The sequence below is a fragment of the Thioalkalivibrio thiocyanoxidans ARh2 genome, from assembly GCF_000385215.1.
GTDB classification, from domain to species: domain Bacteria; phylum Pseudomonadota; class Gammaproteobacteria; order Ectothiorhodospirales; family Ectothiorhodospiraceae; genus Thioalkalivibrio; species Thioalkalivibrio thiocyanoxidans.
On sequence record NZ_ARQK01000028.1, the window covers coordinates 16642 to 35088 of the forward strand.

The window sequence follows — 18447 nt, forward strand, 5'->3', positions numbered from 1 at the left end:
ACAGGCAACAGGGGCAGGCAATGATTCGGCATTCCAGACATTCCATGCGCGGGGCGGGTGCCCTGACGATTATGGCGTTGATTCTGCTGGCCCTGCTGGTCGGGACCTTCGTGATCAAGATGGGCACGCAGTACACCCAGTACCTGACCGTACGTTCGATCATGCAGGATGTTGCGGCCCAGCCGGGCGCGGCCGAGAAGAGCGAGCGGGAACTGTGGCGCGAGATGAATCGCCGGTTCCAGATCAACTCGGTGTACGACGGGATCGAGGAGGACGACTTCTCGGTGACGGAAGAGGGCGATCGCCGACATATGCATCTGGAATACGAAGTCCGCCGTGAGTTCCTGGGCAACGTCGACGTGGTCGCGCGTTTCTCCCGCAGCGAAACCCTGTCGCCCTAGCGAAACACTGTGGGATTGTCAGAACGTAACCTTCAACGATCGAGTGCGAGTCGCGATTTTCGCGATTTGCTTCCGGAGTCGGTGCGCGAGGGCGAGGGCATCCGCCAGGCCCTGACCCATCGCAGCGCCGGCGGGCGCAACAACGAGCGCCTGGAGTTTCTCGGCGATGCGGTCCTGGGGCTGGTCATTGCCGATGCACTGTACGAGCAGCTGCCGGACGCGCCGGAGGGGGATCTCACCCGCCTGCGCGCGGCGCTGGTCAATCGCGAGTCGCTGGCGGCCCTGGCCCGCGAGTCGGGGCTTGAAGGGACGCTCAACCTCGGCCAGGGGGAACGCAAGAGCGGCGGGCAGCGGCGCGATTCCATCCTCGCCGATGCGATCGAGGCGCTGATTGGCGTGACCTATCGCGAGGCCGGCATGCAGGCCGCGCGCGATTTCACCCTTGCACTCTATGCCGAGCGCCTGGGGAACCTCCCTTCCGCCGAGTCCCTGAAGGACCCGAAGACGCGGCTGCAGGAACAGCTGCAGGGTCGCAATGCGGAACTGCCCGTCTACGAGGTCCTCGAGGTGGTGGGTCCCGATCACCAACGCCGTTTCACCGTTTCCGTGCATCTGCCCACCCAGGGCTGGGCGCAGCGCGGCGAGGGCTCATCCCGGCGGCGCGCGGAGCAGGCCGCGGCCGAGGCGGCGCTGCGGCGATTGCAGCAGGCCCAGGAGCAGTGAGCGACATGAACAGTGCCTCCGATTCCGGGACCCGTTGTGGGCTGGTCGCGCTGGTCGGCCGCCCGAATGTCGGCAAGACCACGCTGATGAACCGCCTGGTGGGCGAGAAGCTGGCGGCGACCACCCGGCGCCCGCACACCACGCGCAATCGCATCCTCGGCATCGTGACCGAGGGGAACGACCAGATCGTGCTGATGGACACCCCGGGGATCGATACCGAGCGCACGCGCCTGGTGAACCGGGTACTGAACCGTACGGCCAGTCAGGCCCTGGCCGACGCGGACCTGGTCTGTTTCCTGGTCGAGGCGGGACGCTTTGGCGAGGGGGACGAGCGCATCGAGCACTTGATCCGCCAGTCCGGGCGGCCGGCGCTACTGGTGATCAACAAGGTCGATCGGGCGCGGGAGAAAGAAGAGCTGCTGCCGTTCATCGCGGCGCGGACCGAGGCGCTGCCGTACGCCGGCGTCGTCCCGCTGTCGGCGAAGACCGGCTCTAACGTCGCAGGCCTGATCGACGAGATCCGGGCCCACCTGCCCGCGGGACCCTTCCTCTACGATCCCGAGCAGCTGTCCGATCGCCCGGAGCGCTTCCGCGCCGAGGAGATGATCCGCGAGTCCCTGCTGGAAAGCCTGGGCCAGGAGGTCCCGTACTCGGTGGCCGTGCGCGTGGAGCAGTGGTCCGACGAGCCCCGGACCACGCATATCGATGCCGTCATCATGGTCGAGCGCGACAGCCAGAAGGGGATCGTGATCGGCAAGGGTGGGCAGCGCCTGAAGCGGATCGGGCAAGCGGCGCGTCTGCAGCTGGAAGAGCTGCTGGGGCGCAAGGTCATGCTGCGCCTGACGGTGCGCGTCGAGGCCGACTGGACCCGGAACCCGCGCGCCCTGCGCGAGCTGGGCATCGAAGAACCCCGGTGAAGGCCCCGCGGCGCGCATGAGTGGCGCGGCGACGGCCGTCACCCAGGGCGTGGTCCTGCATGCGCGTGCCCTGCGTGAGAACAGCCGTGTGCTGGAGCTGCTGACGGGCGAGGCCGGGCGTGTGGCGGCGGTGGTGCGCGGCAAGGCGGGCTCGGTACAGCCCTTTGTGCTGCTGGATCTGGCCTGGCGGGGTCGTGGCGAGCTGCCTACCCTGCAGGTGGCGGAGCAGCAGCGGGTCTTTCCGCTGACCGGGCGGGCGCTGGTCTGCGGTCTGTATCTGAATGAGCTGGTGTTGCGCCTCTATCCGCGCGAGGCCCCGATCCCCGAGGCGCTGCCGGCCCTGCTGACGGCCTATGCGCGGCTGGCGGCCCGCGAACGCGCGGACGTGGTGTTGCGTCGTGCCGAATGGGCGCTGCTGCTACCGATTGATTCCGGGCTTGAGCATGTCGATGTCGCCGAGCTTGAGCCGGCGGCCTGGTATCGTTACGAGCCCGAGACGGGGCTGGAGCCCGCGGCACCGGGCCGCGCGGGCGCCATCTCCGGGGAGGCCCTGCGGGCGCTGGCCTCGGGGCAGGCGGTCCCGGATAATCATGCCCGCTTGGCGCGCGACTTCATGCGCGCCCTGATTGATCATCACCTGGCCGGTCGCGCGCTGCGCACGCGAGCGCTGCTGTAGCCCCGGCCCGGATCCAACTACAAGGCCACTCGCATCATGTCGCATCCCGCACCGCTCAAGCTGGGCGTCAACCTCGATCACATCGCCACGATTCGTCAGGCGCGTCACACGCCGTATCCGGACCTGATGCAGGCGGTGCGCCTGGCCGAGGCCAGCGGCGCGGACTCGATCACCCTGCATCTGCGCGAGGATCGCCGCCATATCCAGGACGACGATGTCTTCGGCATCAAGCCAAGGCTTGCGGTGCCCATGAACCTGGAGATGGCGGCTACCGAAGGCATGCAGGCGATTGCGTTGAAATTGCGGCCCGAAGCCTGCTGCATTGTGCCGGAGAAGCGCGAGGAACTGACTACCGAGGGTGGCCTGGACGCGGCTGGCCAACTCGACCGGCTGCGCGACTTTGTGGCCCCTCTGAGGACGGCCGGGGTCGAGGTCTCGCTGTTCGTTGAGCCGGACGTGCGCCAGCTGGAAGCGGCGGTCGCGATCGGTGCCCCGGTGGTGGAGCTGCATACCGGGGCCTATGCGAACGCGCACGACGCGGCCGAGCGCGAACGGCTGCTGGCGGGAATCAACGAGGCAGCCGAGGCGGGGCGTCGGATGGGGCTGGTGATCAACGCCGGTCACGGTCTCGACTACGACAACGTTCGTCCGATCGCCGCCAATCCCGTGTTTCACGAGTTGAACATTGGCCATTCCATCGTGGCCCGGGCCCTGTTTACGGGGCTGCCGGAGGCGGTCAGCCACATGCGCGGACTGATGGATGCTGCCCGAGCGGGTCTTCCGGTTGGCCAGTATCCGGTGTGAGCGACGAATGATCCTCGGCATCGGCACCGACCTCGTCCAGGTGGCGCGCATGCAGGGCATGTGGGAGCGGCACGGGCGGCGGCTGGCCGAGCGTATCCTGCACCCGGTGGAGCGCTCCGATCTGCCGCCGGAGCACCCGGCGGGATTTCTGGCACGGCGCTTCGCGGCCAAGGAGGCCCTGGCCAAGGCGCTGGGCTGCGGGGTCGGTGCGGACATGGGGCTCGCCGAGGCCGGGGTCACCCATGATGCTCGCGGGCGCCCGGAATTCGTGCTGGAGGGTCGCGCGCGGGCGACCGCTGAACGCCTCGGGGTGGTCGTCATCCATCTGAGCATCAGCGACGAGCGCGAGTATGCACAGGCCTTTGTCGTCCTCGAGGGTGGTGAGTAACCCGCTTTTCCCTCCGGTCGTGGTTGCCCGGTTGGGGGCGGCTCCCTAGAATGTGGCCCCTTATGCCCATCCGTGTCGGGTGAACGGATGGTGCCAGCCCTGAGCGAGTGACGGAGTCCAGTCCATGCCCTGGAACGAACCGGGAAACAGTAACCGCGACCCCTGGAGTGGGGGCGGCGGTGGCCAGCGCGGTAGTGGTAGCGGTGGCGGCGGGGGCAACCAGCCCCCCGATCTTGAAGAAATGATGCGCAAGCTGTCGCGCCAGCTGAACGGAATCTTCGGCGGTGGCGGCGATGGCGATTCCGGGGGAGGCTCCGGTGGTGGCATGGGGCGCGGTACCCAGGCCCTGGTCAGCCTGGGTCTCATCATCGCGCTGGTGGTCTGGCTGGCCTCGGGATTCCACATCATCTCCGAAGGCGAGCGCGGCGTGGTCCTGCGCTTTGGCGCCTTCCAGGAAGTGAAGAATCCGGGTCCCGGCTGGCACCTGCCGTATCCGATTGAGCGGATCGAGATCGTCAACGTGGATAACGTGCGAACCATCGAGCACCGCGCGCTGATGCTGACCGGGGACGAGAACATCATCGACGTCGATATCGCGGTGCAGTACCGCATCCTCGATCTGGTCGATTTCCTCTTCAACGTGCGCAACCCGGACTCCACCGTAAACCAGGTCATGGAATCCGCGATCCGCGAGCGCGTGGGCAAGAGCAATCTGGACTTCATCCTCGGCGAAGGGCGCGGCGAGATCGCCTCGTCCGCGCGTGTGGTCATGCAGGAAAACCTCGACTCCTACGGCGCCGGTATCACCGTGACCGCCGTGTCCATGCAGCAGGCGCAGCCGCCCGAGCCGGTGCAGGAGGCCTTCGCCGACGCGATTCGTGCGCGCGAGGACGAGGTGCGTTTCCGCAACGAGGCCGAGGCCTACGCCAATGGCGTGATCCCGCGGGCCCGTGGTCAGGCCGCTCGTATCCTCGAGGAGGCCGAGGCCTATCGCGATCAGGTGATTGCGCAGGCCGATGGTGACGCGGCGCGCTTCGATCAGCTGCTGGTGGAATACCAGCAGTATCCGGAGGTGACCCGCGACCGTCTGTACCTGGAGGCTGTCGAGGCCGTGCTCGAGGACTCCCGTACGGTCATGCTCGACGTGGGCCGGAGCAACAACCTGATGATGCTGCCGCTGGACCAGCTGTTCCGTACCGACACCCGTACCAATGCGGACGACAGGCCGACCCCGCGACCGATCGATACCAGCCGTCCGGGTATCGAGGCCACCCCGGGAACGACTGTCAATCGACTGGGTAGCCGCGATCCGGCGGCCCAGCGCGCGCGGGAGGTGCGCTAATGCTACGCATAGCCGGTATCGCCGTTGTCGTCATCGGGATCGTGGTGGCGCTGTCGACCTACACCGTCGACGAGCGCGAGCGCGTGATCAAGTTTGCCCTGGGGGAGATCCGTCAGGTCGACCCCGAGCCTGGTCTGCACTTCAAGTTTCCGCTGATCCAGAACGTCGAGAAATTCGACGCCCGGATCATGACGCTGAACATCCCGCCGGATCGGTTCCTGACCTCCGAGGCGAAGAACATCATCGTCGACTTCTACGCCAAGTGGCGGATCGACGATGTCGGTCAGTTCTACCGCTCCACCCGGGGTGACGAGCGTCTGGCCGAGGAGCGCCTCGCACAGATCCTGCGCGACGGCATGCGTAACGAGTTCGCCCGTTACGAGCTGCAGGACGTGGTCGCCGGCGAGCGCCTGACGATCATGGGCGCGGTGCGCCAGACGGCGCTGGAGACGGCGCTGGAGCTGGGGATCAACCTGGTGGATGTGCGCATCCGCCGGATGGACCTGCCGGACGAGGTCTCCGAGTCGGTGTACGAGCGTATGCGCGCCGAGCGTGAGCGCGTGGCGCAGGACTTCCGTGCCCGTGGTCAGGAGGAAGCCGAGCGCATCCGCTCGCGTGCCGACCGTGACCGTACGGTTATCCTCGCGAACGCCTACCGCGACTCCGAGGAGATCCGGGGTGCCGGTGATGCCCGCGCCACCGAGACGCTGGGTCGTTCGTTCGGCGAGGACGAGGAGTTCTTCCGCTTCTACCGGAGCCTGATCGCCTATCGCAACAGCATGAGCGGCGAGAAGAGCACCTTTATCCTGGAGCCGAACTCCGAGTTCTTCCGGTTCTTCAACGCCCCGGGCGGAGAGCGGCCGGCACCGTTGCCGACCCAGTAACACGGGGCCGGGCGCCATCGCGGGTGGCCCGGCACGCAATCACGGTTCGATTCGGGCCCGGACCTCCGGGCCCGAGTCATGCCGGGAGCGCCCGTCTGACGGGTGGCACAGGACAAGGACAGGGACGAGATGAGCGAGATCAACCGCTGGCTGCTGCCGGATGGCCTGGACGAGGCGCTGCCGGATGCTGCGCGGCACCTGGAGGGCCTGCGCCGCCGGGTGCTGGATCAGTTCGATACCTGGGGCTATGACCTGGTCATGCCGCCGCTGGCGGAGTACCTGGAGTCGTTGCTGGTGGGCGCGGGCCACGCGCTGGATCTGCAGACCTTCAAATTGACCGACCAGATGAATGGTCGCCTGATGGGGGTGCGCGCGGATCTGACCCCGCAGGTGGCGCGCATCGATGCCCATCGCCTGAAGATCGACGGACCGAACCGGCTGTGTTATGTCGGCAGTACGCTGCGTACGCGTGCGGACGACTGGTCCGGGTCGCGCAGTCCGTTGCAGGCGGGGGCCGAGCTGTTCGGCCATGACGGCCTAGACTCCGATCTCGAAATCATCCGCCTGATGCTCGCGACCCTGGAGGTCTGCGGTGTCTACCAGCCGAGCATGGACCTGGGTCATGTCGGGATCTATCGTGCCCTGGCGCGCGAGGCCGGCCTGGACAGTGAGCGCGAACAGGCCTTCTTCGACCAGCTGCAGCGCAAGAGCGTCCCCGAGATCGAGCAGACCCTCGGGGCATGGGAGGCCGAAGGCATGGACGCGGCGGTCTGCCGACGCCTGCGTGCCCTGGTGGATCTCAATGGTGACGCCGGGGTGATCGCGACCGCGCGCGAGGTCCTGGCCGATGCGCCGGCCGAGGTGGGGGCGGCCCTCGATCACCTGCAGGCGGTGGCGGAGCGCCTGGAGGCGACGCAGCCGAATGTGGATCTCCACGTCGATCTTGGCGAGTTGCGCGGCTATGCCTACCACACGGGCCTCGTCTTCGCAGTGTTTGTTCCTGGATCCGGGCAGGCGATCGCACGGGGTGGCCGCTACAACGATATCGGCGGCGTCTTTGGCCGCGCGCGGGCGGCGACCGGATTCAGCACCGATCTGCGCGAGTTGCTGCGCCGTACCGAAGTGGCGCCGCCTGTGCTGCGGCGCACCGTTCGCGCGCCCGCCTCGGGTGACGTGGCCATGGAGGCTGCGATCGCCGACCTGCGTGCGCGTGGCAACCGTGTCGTGCGCGACCTGGAAGGGCAAACCAATGAACCCCCCGCCGATGCGCGCCTCGAGCGGCGCGACGGGGCCTGGACGGTAGTGGAGTACTGAGCCGATGGGACGTTTCGTAGTCGTACTGGGCAGTCAGTGGGGTGACGAGGGCAAGGGCAAGATCGTCGACCGCCTGACCGAGGACGCAGCCGCTGTCGTGCGCTTTCAGGGCGGGCACAATGCCGGACATACCCTGGTGATCGATGGCGAGAAGACCGTGCTGCACCTGATCCCGTCCGGGATCCTGCGCGAAGGCGTGGAGTGCATGATCGGCAACGGCGTCGTGCTCTCGCCCGAGGCGCTCATTACCGAGATGGAAGAGCTCGAGGCCAAGGGCGTGCCCGTGGCGGACCGTCTGCGTCTGTCGGACGCCTGCCAGTTGATCCTGCCCTACCACGTGGCACTCGACCACGCACGTGAAAAGGCGCGCGGCAAGGCCGCGATCGGGACCACCGGGCGCGGGATCGGGCCTGCCTACGAGGACAAGGTCGCGCGGCGCGGCCTGCGCCTGGACGACCTGTTCCACCGCGAGCGCCTGGCCGCCAAGCTGGGCGAGGTGATGGACTATCACAACTTCGCCCTGAAGCATTACTTCAAGGCCCCGACCATCGACCAGCAGGAAGTGCTGGAGCAGTGTCTGGCGCATGCCGAGCGGCTGCAGCCGATGGTCGCGGACGTCGCCGGGCGGCTGCACGAGCTGCGGGCCCAGGGGCGGGACGTGATGTTCGAGGGTGCCCAGGGCACCCTGCTGGACATCGACCACGGGACCTATCCGTTCGTTACCTCGTCCAATACCACCGCCGGGGGTGCCTCGACGGGCGCCGGTGTCGGTCCGCGGGATATCGACTACGTACTGGGGATCACCAAGGCCTACACCACCCGTGTCGGGGCCGGGCCGTTTCCGACCGAGCTGTTCGACAATATGGGCGAGCACCTGGCCACCCGGGGCAACGAGTTCGGTTCCACCACCGGGCGTGCCCGGCGCTGTGGCTGGTTCGATGCGGTCGCGCTCAAGCGTGCGGTCGCGATCAACAGCATCAGCGGCCTGTGCATGACCAAGCTGGACGTGCTCGACGGGCTGGAGAGCGTGCAGGTCTGTGTCGGCTATGACTGTGATGGCGAGCGCCGCGAGGTGCCGCCGTCCGGGGCCGAGGCCTATGCAGCCTGCAAGCCGATCTACGAGGAGATGCCGGGCTGGCAGGAGTCCACCGTGGGGATTCGCGAATACGACAAGCTGCCGGCGGCGGCGCGGGCCTATCTGGAACGCCTGTCCGAGGTGGTGGGGGTCCCGATCGACATGATCTCCACCGGGCCGGATCGCGACGAAACACTGGTGATGCGGGACCCGTTCGAACGCTGATGGCGGGCCTTCACCCGGGGTGACGGCCTCGGCGTGCGGTGTGGGACGCCCCCGTGCCGCACGCGCGAGCGCACAACGCCCACGGCTGTACCGTCACCCAAATGGGTCGTTGGTCAGAACGGTTTCGTTACGGGATTCGGGAAGCAGAGAAATGGTGCCGAGGAGAGGACTTGAACCTCCACGAGCTTTCGCTCACTAGCACCTGAAGCTAGCGCGTCTACCAATTCCGCCACCTCGGCACGAGGTCGGATCGCCGGTGCGAGACCGGGTCCTGCGCTTCAGGAGCGCGCAATATAGTGCGCGGCCAAAGGTCTGTCAACGCCCGTCACGCTGCCCTGACCGATGGCGGCGAACATGAGACCGGGTTCGCGTGGCCCGCCTCGGCGTTTCCGGCAGCGAATCTCCACATGCCGCATAATATGTCACTTGCGCTGCCGGTTTTCGGCTGGTGGCCACCGAATCATCCAACGAGTTGTTTGAATGCCAAGAAAAAGAAGCAAGGCGCCGGCCGATCCCAATTTCGAGCGCGAGGCGCAGAAGTACGACAATCCCATCCCCAGCCGCGAGTTCATCCTCGGGCTCCTGCAGGAAGCCGACAACCCCCTGTCCTATGACGAGATCGCCGAGCGGCTGGAGATCGCCGACGACGACCGTCTCGAGGCCCTGCGCCGCCGCCTGAAGGCGATGGAGCGCGACGGCCAGGCCCTCTGCAACCGGCGCGGCGCCTATCTCCCGGTCAACCAGGAAGACCTAATCCGCGGTCGCGTGATCGGCCACCCGGACGGCTTCGGCTTTCTGGTGCCGGACGAGCAGGACGACGATCTGTTCCTGTCGCCGCGCCAGATGCGCGGTGTGTTCCATGGCGACCGCGTGCTGGCGCGGGTCATGGGCGTGGATCGTCGCGGTCGCCGCGAGGGCGGCATCGTCGAGGTCCTCGAACACAACACAACCCAGGTGGTCGGGCGCCTGCGCATCGAGGACGGGGTGGGTGTCCTGACCCCGGACAACAAGCGCATCACGCACGACATCCTGGTGCCGCCCGACGGGCTGGGCGAGGCCGGGGACGACCAGATCGTGGTCGTGCGCATCCGCGAGTCCGCGTCGCGCACGGCGCGCCTGCGCGGCGACGTGATCGAGGTGCTGGGCGAGCACATGGCGCCCGGCATGGAGATCGATATCGCGATCCGTGCCCACGGCCTGCCGCACGAGTGGCCAGAAGAGGTTACCGCCGCGGCCGACGAGCTGGGTGCCGAGGTCAGCGAGAAGGCCAAGAAGGGTCGTCTGGACCTGCGCGAGAAGCCGTTCGTGACCATCGATGGCGATGACGCGCGCGACTTTGACGATGCGCTGTACTGCGAGCGAGACGGCAAAGGCTGGCGCCTGTGGGTGGCGATCGCGGACGTGTCGCACTATGTCGAGCGGGATGCGGCACTGGACCGCGAGGCACGTACGCGCGGGACCTCGGTGTATTTCCCGAACAACGTGATCCCGATGCTGCCGGAGGTGCTGTCCAACGGACTGTGCTCGCTGAACCCGAACGTGGATCGGCTGAGCATGGTCTGCGAGATGGAGATCGGTGCCCGCGGCGCGCTGAAGGGCTATCGCTTCCACGAGGGCCTGATCCGCTCGCATGCGCGCCTGATCTACGAGGACGTCGCCGCGATGCTCGACGGCGATGCGCAATTGCGCGAGCAGAATGGCCACGTCATGCCCCACCTGGAGACCCTGCAGGAGGTCTTCAAGGCGCTGCACGCCGCGCGCAACCGCCGCGGTGCGATCGATTTCGATACCACCGAGACCAAGATTCTGTTCGGCGAGGATCGCAAGATCGAGCAGATCGTGCCGACCGAGCGCAACGACGCGCATCGCATGGTCGAGGAATGCATGATCATGGCGAACGTGGCGGCCGCGCGCTTTCTCAAGAAGCACAAGGTGCCGGCGCTCTACCGTATCCATGACCAGCCGCCGACGGACAAGGTCGACGACCTGCGCGACTTTCTCAATGGGGTGGGCCTGACGCTCGGCGGGGGCAGCGAGCCGAGCCCCCGTGACTACACCGATGTGCTGAAGGCGGCGAAGAAGCGCCCCGACCAGCAGCTGATCCAGACCGTGCTGCTGCGCTCGCTGAGCCAGGCAGTGTACGCCCCCGAACTGGACGGCCACTTCGGGCTGGCGCTGGATGACTACGCCCACTTCACCTCACCGATCCGGCGCTACCCGGATCTGCTGGTGCATCGCGGGATTCGCCATGTGCTGCGCAAGGGCAGCAACAAGGCCTTCCCTTATTCGCACAACGACATGGAATCGCTCGGCGAGCACTGCTCCATGGCGGAGCGCCGTGCGGACGACGCCACGCGCGACGCGGTCGCCTGGCTCAAGGCCGAATACATGCAGGACAAGGTCGGCGAGACCTTTGACGGCGTGGTCTCCGGGGTGACCGGATTCGGGCTGTTCGTCGAGATCAAGGATGTCTACATCGAGGGCCTGGTGCATGTGACCGCACTCGATAACGACTTCTACCACTTCGAGCCGTCGCGCCACACGCTGACCGGCGAACGCGGCGGGCGCGTGTTCCGCATTGGCGACGAGGTGCGGGTGCAGGTCGTGCGTGTCAGCCTGGACGATCGCAAGATCGATCTGGCACTGGCCGAAGAGCCGCAAGCCGAGACCGCGCCGAAGAAGAAGGGCGGCCGCGGTCGCAAGCGCAAGGACGCCGAGGCCGTGCAGCCGGCGCCGGAGGCCGCCCCCGAGCAGGGCCAGGACGACGCCCCGCCGAAGAAGAAGCGCCGCCGTCGCGGTGGGCGCGGTCGCGGCAAGTCGCCGGAGTCCGCCACGGAAGCCCCGACCCCCGAGGCGCCGTCCGCCGACGCTTCGGAAACGCCGTCGGGCACCGATGGCGAGCCCGGTGGCAAGTCCGGCCGGCGTCGTCGTGGTCGCCGGCGCCGTTCGTCCAGCGCCTCCTAGTCGGGATTCGGAAGATGGGCAAGGGCGGCAAGGGGCCCCGCGGCGAGTCCTTCGGCGGGATTCACGCGGTCGCCGCCGTGCTGCAGCATGCCCCGGAGCGCGTGCGCCTGCTGCAGCTGGCGAGCGGCACCCTGGAGCCGGCGCTGGCGCATTTGCTGGAGCAGGCCCAGGCACGTGGGATCTCGATCGAGCGGGCGGGGCGCGACAAGCTCGACCAGCACCACCCCGGGTTTCAGCATCAGGGCGTGATCGTGCATTGCGCGCCGCGCCCAATGGTGGACGAAAAGACCCTGCTCCAGCGGGTACAGGACGGGCTGGACCTCGTGCTGGTGCTGGACGGAGTGACCGATCCGCACAACCTGGGCGCCTGCCTGCGCACCGCGGACGCGGCCGGTGCCGGTGCCATCGTGACACCCCGACACCACAGCGCGGCGCTCACGCCGGCGGCGATCAAGGTCGCCTCGGGCGCGGCGGAAACCGTGCCGGTGGTCGCGGTCGGCAACCTCGCGCGGACCCTGGCGGCATTGAAGGATGCCGGCATGTGGACCGTGGGCCTCGACGGTGCCGCGCGCGAGGACCTTTATGCGGTGGATCTGCGTCCGCCGACCGCAATCGTGATGGGGGCCGAGGGCGAGGGCATGCGGCGCCTGACCCGCGAGGCCTGCGATCATCTCGCCAGAATCCCGATCGCCGGCACGGTGGAGAGCCTGAATGTCTCGGTGGCGACCGGGATCACGCTGTTCGAAGCCCGGCGTCAGCGCCGCGCCTGATACGCTCCAGGAATGTACTTGCGATCCGGTTCCGTGCGGTGGTGGTCGCTGCTATCCCTGCTGATGGCGGCACTGGTCCTTGCCTCCGTGCAGCCAGCCGCTGTGGCGGCCATCAGCGGTAGCGATCCGGGGTGTGTATGTGTGGATCTCCACGGCGAGCATGGCGCGGAGACGGCCGACTGCCTCGGTCACGGCTGCTGCGCCGTTCCTCCGTCCTCCAGCCCTCCCGTGGTTTCGGGCCCATTGGTGGCAGCCGCAGAGCCCGGGCCTCTGGGCGCGAGATCACCCCGCGAACCCCCCAGTCCTCCGCCGAAGACCTGACGCGTTTTGTGTCCAGGATGTCCTGGCGGACATCCGTTTTCGTTTTCGAATGAGAGGAATTCAACATGCCAGTGAAAAATCGAACCATGGTCCGCCCCCGGACGACCACTATCACCCGGTCCGCCCTGGCCGCCGCTGTCGTGGGGCTGAGCCTGATCCTCGCGGGATGTGGCGATGAAGCCTCGGATGCGGTACAGCAGGAGCGCGCGCCCTATCCCATCCAGGGCATTAACATCGAACTGGTGGGGGATCCACAGGTCGGGCGGGAGCGTTTCGCGCAGAGCTGCGCCGAGTGTCATGGTGCCGATGCCCGCGGTACCGAGCAGGGGCCGGCGCTGATCCACCGGATCTACGAGCCGTCGCATCATGCCGACGTCACGTTCTTCATCGCGGTCGAGCGCGGGGTGGTCGCACATCACTGGGAATACGGCGACATGCCGCCGGTTCCCGGTCTGGATCATCAGGATGTGGCGGATATCGTCGCCTGGGTGCGGCACGAGCAGCGCGACGACGGGATCATCCCGGACGATGAGTGGCCGGTGGCCGAGGACTGACTCAAGTGCCGGGAGTCGCGCGATGCCGCGGGCGCGGGCCATCGGGCTTGTTGCCGGGGCCCAGTTCGTTTAAGGTATCGCGCCTTTGCGTCTGCCGGTTTTCCGGCGGGCGGAATCCTTGCCTCACCGCGCCGACGGGAGGCTGATACCCGCAAGGAGTCGAAAATGCGTCATTACGAAGTTGTGTTCCTGGTCCACCCGGATCAGAGCGAGCAGGTCCCGGCGATGATCGAGCGCTACAAGGGCCTGGTCGAAGGCCATCAGGGCAAGATCCACCGTCTGGAAGACTGGGGCCGTCGTCAGCTGGCCTACCCGATCCAGAAGCTGGTCAAGGCCCACTATGTGCTGATGAACATCGAGGCCTCGGAAGAGGCACTGGAAGAACTGGTCAGTGCCTTCCGGTTCAACGATGCCGTGCTGCGCCACCTGGCCATGCGCATGGAAGAGGCCGTCACCGAAGCCTCCCCGCTGGCCAAGGGCCAGGAAGAGGAAGGTGCCAAGGGCCGTCGCCGCGAGCGTGACGACGAAGGCGGCCAGGCCGCCTCCGACGACTCGGCCTCCGCCGAGTAAGTCCCGCCCGCCCGTTGACCGAATTTTCGAAGGAGATCTGAAATGGCCCGTTTTCCGCGTCGCCGCAAGTACTGCAAGTTCACCGCCGAAGGCATCGATTACATCGATTACAAGGACCTGAACCTGCTGAAGGGTTTTGTCACCGAGACCGGCAAGATCGTGCCCAGCCGCGTGACCGGCACCAGTGCGAAGTATCAGCGTCAGCTGGCCACGGCCGTGAAGCGCGCGCGCTATCTCGCGCTGCTGCCGTACAGCGACAACCACTGATCCGCGCTCCGGTTCGCCCGGACGCACGGCCATGCGTGTACTGGCCGAATTCGCGATGAAAAGCCGGGGCCGCGCCGTGGGCGCGGTCTCCGGTTTTGGCGTTGCGGGGCTCTTCCTGCCGCCGATCGCGATCGTCAGCAGTGCCCTGATTGCACTGGTCGGCCTGCGTGTCGGCCTTGGGCAGGCCCTGCTCGTCGCCGCGCTGTCGGCGCTAGTGCTGGGGGCCGCGATGTTCGTGCTGATCCCGGAGGCCCCGCCGATGGCGGGCTTGGCCGCGGGGTTTGTGCAGTGGGCACCCGTGGTGCTGTTGGCCGAGGTCCTGCGTCGCACCGTCTCCTGGCGCATGACGTTGAAGGCCGGCGCGATGGTTGCCGGGCTTGGCGTGCTGGCGGTTCATGCCCTGGTCCCGGATCTGCAGACGGCCTGGTCCGAGGCGGGCATGGCCCTGCTGGGCCCGCTGGTCGAGGGTACCGACACCGGCCCTCAGGAACTGGAGGCCGCGCTGCGCCGCGCGGCGCCCTACCTGACGGGGCTTTTCGCCGGGATCGTGCTGCTGAGCCTGACGCTGAGTCTGCTGATCGGTCGCTACTGGCAGGCGCTTCTGTACAACCCGGGGGCATTTGGCGAGGAGTTCCGATCGCTGCAGTTCGGGCGCGCCATGAGTGGCGTCACCGTCGCCCTGGGGCTGATCGGGCATCTCGGCCCGGTGCCGCTGGCGACCGAGCTGGCGTTCATCCTGGGGGTGCTGTTTTTCCTCCAGGGGATTGCGCTGGTGCATGCGCTGACGCATCACCAGAACATGAGCAGCTTCTGGCTGGTGGGTATGTACGTGCTGATGGCGCTGGCCCTGCCCCAGGTGTTTCTGCTGCTGGCGACGATCGGGGTGATCGATGCCTGGGCGGATATCCGTTCGCGCCTTGGCGTGCTGGGCGGGCGCAAGGGTTCGGGTGACGGGCCGGATGGCGACAACAATTCGTGAGGCCGGTCCGCGACCGGTGTAGAATGCGCCCTTTTGGGGGCTGACCCAACGTTACAGGAATACTGAAGATGGAAGTCATTCTGCTGGAAAAGATCGATAACCTGGGTGGTCTGGGTGACCGCGTGACCGTGCGCTCCGGCTTCGCCCGCAATTACCTGCTGCCGCAGGGCAAGGCCAAGTTTGCCACCCCGGAGAACATTGCCGAGTTCGAGGCGCGCCGTGCGGAGCTGGAAAAGGCCGCCGCCGAGGCGCTAGCCGCCGCCGAGGCGCGCAAGGCACAGCTGGAAGGCACCGTGCTGGAGATCACCGCCAAGTCCGGTGGCGAAGGCAAGCTGTTCGGTTCCATCGGCCCCGCCGATATCGCCGACGCCCTGACCGCCAAGGGCACCGAGGTGGAGAAGAAGGAAGTGCGCATGCCGGAAGGTCCGCTGCGCACCACCGGCGAGTTCGAGGTGGGTCTGCACCTGCATTCGGACGTGGATATCGAGATCCACGTCGTGGTCGTCGGCGAGGAGTGATCCTTTCCATGTCGGGAGAGTGGCCACAGGTCGCTGATGCCCGGCAGGCTGGCCGGTTCGGGTGCCCCCGGGCATGAACCGGCCCATGACGCCGAATCCGCGCATCCCGCCGCATTCCGAGGAGGCCGAACAGTCGGTCCTCGGCGGGCTGATGCTGGATAACGCCGCCTGGGACCGGGTGGCGGACCGCATTACGGATGAAGACTTCTATCGCCACGACCACCGCCTGATCTTCCGGGCGGTGGCCGCCCTGGCCGAACGCAACGCCCCGTTCGACATGGTGACCGTGTCGGAGCAGCTCGAACGTACCTCCGAGCTGGAAGAGGCGGGCGGTATGGCCTATCTGGGCCGCCTGGCGGCCGAAACCCCGAGCGCCGCCAACATCGTCGCCTATGCGGATATCGTCCGCGAGCGCTCCATCCTGCGTTCCCTGATCTCGGTGGGCACCGAGATCGCCGACTCGGCCTTTGCGCCCGACGGTCGGGAATCCAAGGAGCTCCTGGATCTGGCCGAGCAGAAGGTCTTCCGCATCGCCGAGCAGGGCGCGCGCGGGGCTCAGGGTTTTCGCGGCATGAAGCCGCTGCTGACCGCCGCGGTCGAGCAGATCGAGTACCTCTACGAAACCCAGAATCCGATCACCGGGGTCGCCACCGGCTACGAAGACCTCGACCGCCTGACCTCCGGACTGAACCCCGGAGACCTGGTGATCGTCGCGGGTCGCCCCTCGATGGGCAAGACCTCGTTCGCGATGAACATCGCCGAGTACGTGGCGATGAAGAACGCCGAGCCCGTCGCGATCTTCTCCATGGAGATGCCCGGCGAGCAGCTGGCGATGCGTCTGCTCTCGTCGATGGGGCGGATCAACCAGCAGAAACTGCGTTCCGGCCGCCTGGACGACGGCGACTGGCCGCGGCTGACCAGCGCGGTGCAGATGCTGTCCACCGCACCGCTGTTCATCGACGACACCCCGGCGCTGTCGCCGACCGAGCTGCGTGCCCGTACGCGTCGCTTGATGCGCGAGCACAAGGGCCTCAAGTTGATCGTGGTCGACTATCTGCAGCTGATGCAGTTTCCCGGCAGCGGCGAGAGCCGCGCGCACGAGATCTCGGAGATCTCGCGCTCGTTGAAGGCGCTGGCCAAGGAGCTGAGCGTGCCGATGGTCGCGCTCTCCCAGCTCAATCGCTCGCTGGAACAGCGTCCGAACAAGCGCCCGGTGATGTCCGACCTGCGCGAATCCGGGGCCATCGAGCAGGACGCGGATATCATTGCTTTTGTCTACCGGGATGAGGTCTACAACGAGGAATCGCCGGACAAGGGCACGGCCGAGATCATCATCGCCAAGCAGCGTAACGGCCCGATCGGCACCGTGCGCCTGACCTTTCGCGGGCAGTTCACCCGCTTCGAGAACTACGCCCCGGATGTCTACGGCGAGGTCGGCCAGCAGGCCTGACAAGCGGCGTGAGGCGCGCGGCCAGCATCCAGCTCCATCCCGAGGCCCTGCGGCACAACCTGGCCGTGGCGCGCCGCCTCGCACCGGGTGTCTCCATGTGGGCCGTGATCAAGGCCGAAGGCTACGGCCACGGCCTGTTTTGGGCGGCCGAGGCGCTGGCGGGGGCCTCCGACGGGCTGGCCGTCTCCCAGATCGGCGAGGCCCGGGCCCTGCGCGAGGCGGGCTTTGACGGCGCGCTGCTGGTGCTGCAGGGGCCGCACGATGCTGGCGATGTGCGTGCCTGTCACGAGCTGGGCCTGGAGCCGGTGATCCACGAGGCCGCCCAGCTCGGTCACCTGGATGCGGTCCCGGTCCGGCTCCCCACCGTATGGATCAAACTCAACACCGGCATGAACCGTCTCGGCTTCGACCCGCTGGACGCCGAAGGCGTGACCCGGCGCCTGCGCGCGGCCGGGCACGGGGCCCTCGGCCTGCACTGGATGACCCACCTGGCCTGCGCCGACGAGCCCGAACACCCGCAGAACGCCCGCCAGCTGGAGCGCTTCGTCGCGGCGGCCTCGCCGCTGCCGGGGCATGCCAGCGTGGCCAACTCCGCGGCGCTGTTCGCGGGCTGGGGGCGGGCGTCAGGTCTGGACCCCGAGCGCGTCTGCTGGGCGCGGCCCGGGATCATGCTCTACGGGGCCCATCCGGCCTCGGTCCCGGCGGATGCCCCGCCGGAAGGGCCGCAGGCCGACCTGCGCCCGGCGATGACCGTGCAGGCCCCGATCATCGCGGTCCAGCCCCTGGAGCCGGGCAGCACGGTCGGCTACGGGGCGACCTGGACTGCCGCTGCGCCCGGTCGCGCCGGCATCGTGGCCATGGGCTACGCCGATGGCTATCCGCGCCATGCCCCGTCAGGCACGCCGGTGCGGGTGGGCGACCGGATCTGTCCGCTGATCGGGCGCGTCTCCATGGACATGCTGGCGGTGGATCTGACCGACTGCCCACAGGCCAAGGTCGGCGATCCCGTCACGCTGTGGGGCGAGGGCCTGCCGGTGGAACGGGTCGCACGCGCGGCTGGCACCATCAGCTACGAGCTGCTGACGCGCGTGGCGGACCGCCTGCAGCCGGCGCGCTGATACACTGTCGCATCCCGGATTCCAGGGAAACACTGATTAATGTACACACTCGCGTTGGCACCCCAGGTTTTCCGAGACAAGGCGCGTCGTGCAGCGGGTAGTGGTTCTACCCGCAAGCGGCGCAACGCAGGATCGGGGAACCTGGGGTGCCAACCCCACAACTTAATGAACGAAGGGGCTCGGCCGC

General features: G+C 67.5%; 19 protein-coding genes and 1 tRNA gene. 19 read left to right on the plus strand and 1 reads right to left on the minus strand.

The window, feature by feature from the left end:
* The first annotated feature begins 44 nt into the window (after positions 1-44).
* From G372_RS0101440 to G372_RS0101485, 10 genes are all read left to right on the plus strand, one after another.
* Positions 45-401 (plus strand): DUF4845 domain-containing protein, encoded by a 357-nt coding sequence (locus G372_RS0101440; RefSeq protein ID WP_018863583.1) that lies wholly within the window; start codon positions 45-47, stop codon positions 399-401.
* A 15-nt stretch (positions 402-416) separates the two neighbouring features.
* Entirely contained in the window at positions 417-1124 is a 708-nt protein-coding gene (gene rnc / locus G372_RS0101445; RefSeq protein WP_026278916.1) for a ribonuclease III, read from the plus strand.
* 5 nt (positions 1125-1129) lie between these two features.
* The gene (gene era / locus G372_RS0101450; RefSeq protein ID WP_018863585.1) at positions 1130-2041 is read left to right on the plus strand and encodes a GTPase Era; all 912 of its coding nucleotides are present in this window, start codon (positions 1130-1132) and stop codon (positions 2039-2041) included.
* Between the two features lie 16 nt (positions 2042-2057).
* Positions 2058-2717 carry a DNA repair protein RecO gene (gene recO / locus G372_RS0101455; protein WP_018863586.1) on the plus strand — a complete coding sequence of 220 codons (660 nt, stop codon included), beginning with the start codon at positions 2058-2060 and terminating at the stop codon, positions 2715-2717.
* A gap of 36 nt (positions 2718-2753) precedes the next feature.
* Positions 2754-3521, plus strand: a complete 768-nt coding sequence (locus G372_RS0101460; protein WP_018863587.1) for a pyridoxine 5'-phosphate synthase — start codon at positions 2754-2756, stop codon at positions 3519-3521.
* A 7-nt stretch (positions 3522-3528) separates the two neighbouring features.
* Positions 3529-3909 (plus strand): holo-ACP synthase, encoded by a 381-nt coding sequence (gene acpS / locus G372_RS0101465; RefSeq protein WP_018863588.1) that lies wholly within the window; start codon positions 3529-3531, stop codon positions 3907-3909.
* A gap of 124 nt (positions 3910-4033) precedes the next feature.
* Positions 4034-5251, plus strand: coding sequence for an FtsH protease activity modulator HflK (hflK, locus tag G372_RS0101470; protein WP_026278918.1), 1218 nt, complete (start codon positions 4034-4036; stop codon positions 5249-5251).
* On the plus strand, positions 5251-6135 hold the full coding sequence (hflC, locus tag G372_RS0101475; RefSeq protein ID WP_018863590.1) for a protease modulator HflC: 885 nt from the start codon (positions 5251-5253) through the stop codon (positions 6133-6135). Before hflK ends, hflC begins: the two co-directional genes overlap by 1 nt.
* 129 nt (positions 6136-6264) lie before the next feature.
* Positions 6265-7449, plus strand: a complete 1185-nt coding sequence (locus G372_RS0101480; RefSeq protein WP_019624673.1) for an ATP phosphoribosyltransferase regulatory subunit — start codon at positions 6265-6267, stop codon at positions 7447-7449.
* A 4-nt stretch (positions 7450-7453) separates the two neighbouring features.
* Positions 7454-8749, plus strand: coding sequence for an adenylosuccinate synthase (locus G372_RS0101485; RefSeq protein ID WP_019624672.1), 1296 nt, complete (start codon positions 7454-7456; stop codon positions 8747-8749).
* Between the two features lie 152 nt (positions 8750-8901).
* On the opposite strand, the gene G372_RS0101490 is transcribed toward G372_RS0101485, so the two are convergent.
* A tRNA-Leu gene (locus tag G372_RS0101490) sits at positions 8902-8988 on the minus strand.
* A 241-nt stretch (positions 8989-9229) separates the two neighbouring features.
* Here G372_RS0101490 and rnr point away from each other — a divergent pair.
* From rnr to alr, 9 genes are all read left to right on the plus strand, one after another.
* Positions 9230-11713 carry a ribonuclease R gene (rnr, locus tag G372_RS0101495; protein WP_018863593.1) on the plus strand — a complete coding sequence of 828 codons (2484 nt, stop codon included), beginning with the start codon at positions 9230-9232 and terminating at the stop codon, positions 11711-11713.
* A 14-nt stretch (positions 11714-11727) separates the two neighbouring features.
* Positions 11728-12483 carry a 23S rRNA (guanosine(2251)-2'-O)-methyltransferase RlmB gene (gene rlmB / locus G372_RS0101500; RefSeq protein WP_018863594.1) on the plus strand — a complete coding sequence of 252 codons (756 nt, stop codon included), beginning with the start codon at positions 11728-11730 and terminating at the stop codon, positions 12481-12483.
* A gap of 407 nt (positions 12484-12890) precedes the next feature.
* Positions 12891-13358: a c-type cytochrome gene (locus G372_RS0101505; RefSeq protein ID WP_018863595.1), complete on the plus strand. Its 468-nt coding sequence runs from the start codon at positions 12891-12893 to the stop codon at positions 13356-13358.
* 165 nt (positions 13359-13523) lie between these two features.
* Positions 13524-13928 (plus strand): 30S ribosomal protein S6, encoded by a 405-nt coding sequence (gene rpsF / locus G372_RS0101510; protein ID WP_018863596.1) that lies wholly within the window; start codon positions 13524-13526, stop codon positions 13926-13928.
* A 42-nt stretch (positions 13929-13970) separates the two neighbouring features.
* On the plus strand, positions 13971-14195 hold the full coding sequence (rpsR, locus tag G372_RS0101515) for a 30S ribosomal protein S18 (protein ID WP_012983300.1): 225 nt from the start codon (positions 13971-13973) through the stop codon (positions 14193-14195).
* A 31-nt stretch (positions 14196-14226) separates the two neighbouring features.
* Entirely contained in the window at positions 14227-15174 is a 948-nt protein-coding gene (locus G372_RS0101520) for a YybS family protein (RefSeq protein ID WP_018863597.1), read from the plus strand.
* 68 nt (positions 15175-15242) lie between these two features.
* A complete protein-coding gene (rplI, locus tag G372_RS0101525; RefSeq protein ID WP_018863598.1) occupies positions 15243-15692 on the plus strand; it encodes a 50S ribosomal protein L9 in 450 nt (149 codons plus the stop codon).
* An 85-nt stretch (positions 15693-15777) separates the two neighbouring features.
* On the plus strand, positions 15778-17142 hold the full coding sequence (dnaB, locus tag G372_RS0101530) for a replicative DNA helicase (RefSeq protein WP_018863599.1): 1365 nt from the start codon (positions 15778-15780) through the stop codon (positions 17140-17142).
* A gap of 8 nt (positions 17143-17150) precedes the next feature.
* On the plus strand, positions 17151-18260 hold the full coding sequence (gene alr / locus G372_RS0101535) for an alanine racemase (RefSeq protein WP_018863600.1): 1110 nt from the start codon (positions 17151-17153) through the stop codon (positions 18258-18260).
* Positions 18261-18447 lie beyond the last annotated feature (187 nt).

What these genes read in the sequence shown, in the direction of transcription:
- G372_RS0101440 (WP_018863583.1), top strand. Translation starts at nt 45, where the DNA reads ATGCGCGGGGCGGGTGCCCTGACGATTATGGCGTTGATTCTGCTGGCC.
- era (WP_018863585.1), top strand. Translation starts at nt 1,130, where the DNA reads ATGAACAGTGCCTCCGATTCCGGGACCCGTTGTGGGCTGGTCGCGCTG.
- recO (WP_018863586.1), top strand. Translation starts at nt 2,058, where the DNA reads ATGAGTGGCGCGGCGACGGCCGTCACCCAGGGCGTGGTCCTGCATGCG.
- G372_RS0101460 (WP_018863587.1), top strand. Translation starts at nt 2,754, where the DNA reads ATGTCGCATCCCGCACCGCTCAAGCTGGGCGTCAACCTCGATCACATC.
- acpS (WP_018863588.1), top strand. Translation starts at nt 3,529, where the DNA reads ATGATCCTCGGCATCGGCACCGACCTCGTCCAGGTGGCGCGCATGCAG.
- hflK (WP_026278918.1), top strand. Translation starts at nt 4,034, where the DNA reads ATGCCCTGGAACGAACCGGGAAACAGTAACCGCGACCCCTGGAGTGGG.
- hflC (WP_018863590.1), top strand. Translation starts at nt 5,251, where the DNA reads ATGCTACGCATAGCCGGTATCGCCGTTGTCGTCATCGGGATCGTGGTG.
- G372_RS0101480 (WP_019624673.1), top strand. Translation starts at nt 6,265, where the DNA reads ATGAGCGAGATCAACCGCTGGCTGCTGCCGGATGGCCTGGACGAGGCG.
- G372_RS0101485 (WP_019624672.1), top strand. Translation starts at nt 7,454, where the DNA reads ATGGGACGTTTCGTAGTCGTACTGGGCAGTCAGTGGGGTGACGAGGGC.
- rnr (WP_018863593.1), top strand. Translation starts at nt 9,230, where the DNA reads ATGCCAAGAAAAAGAAGCAAGGCGCCGGCCGATCCCAATTTCGAGCGC.
- rlmB (WP_018863594.1), top strand. Translation starts at nt 11,728, where the DNA reads ATGGGCAAGGGCGGCAAGGGGCCCCGCGGCGAGTCCTTCGGCGGGATT.
- G372_RS0101505 (WP_018863595.1), top strand. Translation starts at nt 12,891, where the DNA reads ATGGTCCGCCCCCGGACGACCACTATCACCCGGTCCGCCCTGGCCGCC.
- rpsF (WP_018863596.1), top strand. Translation starts at nt 13,524, where the DNA reads ATGCGTCATTACGAAGTTGTGTTCCTGGTCCACCCGGATCAGAGCGAG.
- rpsR (WP_012983300.1), top strand. Translation starts at nt 13,971, where the DNA reads ATGGCCCGTTTTCCGCGTCGCCGCAAGTACTGCAAGTTCACCGCCGAA.
- G372_RS0101520 (WP_018863597.1), top strand. Translation starts at nt 14,227, where the DNA reads ATGCGTGTACTGGCCGAATTCGCGATGAAAAGCCGGGGCCGCGCCGTG.
- rplI (WP_018863598.1), top strand. Translation starts at nt 15,243, where the DNA reads ATGGAAGTCATTCTGCTGGAAAAGATCGATAACCTGGGTGGTCTGGGT.
- dnaB (WP_018863599.1), top strand. Translation starts at nt 15,778, where the DNA reads ATGACGCCGAATCCGCGCATCCCGCCGCATTCCGAGGAGGCCGAACAG.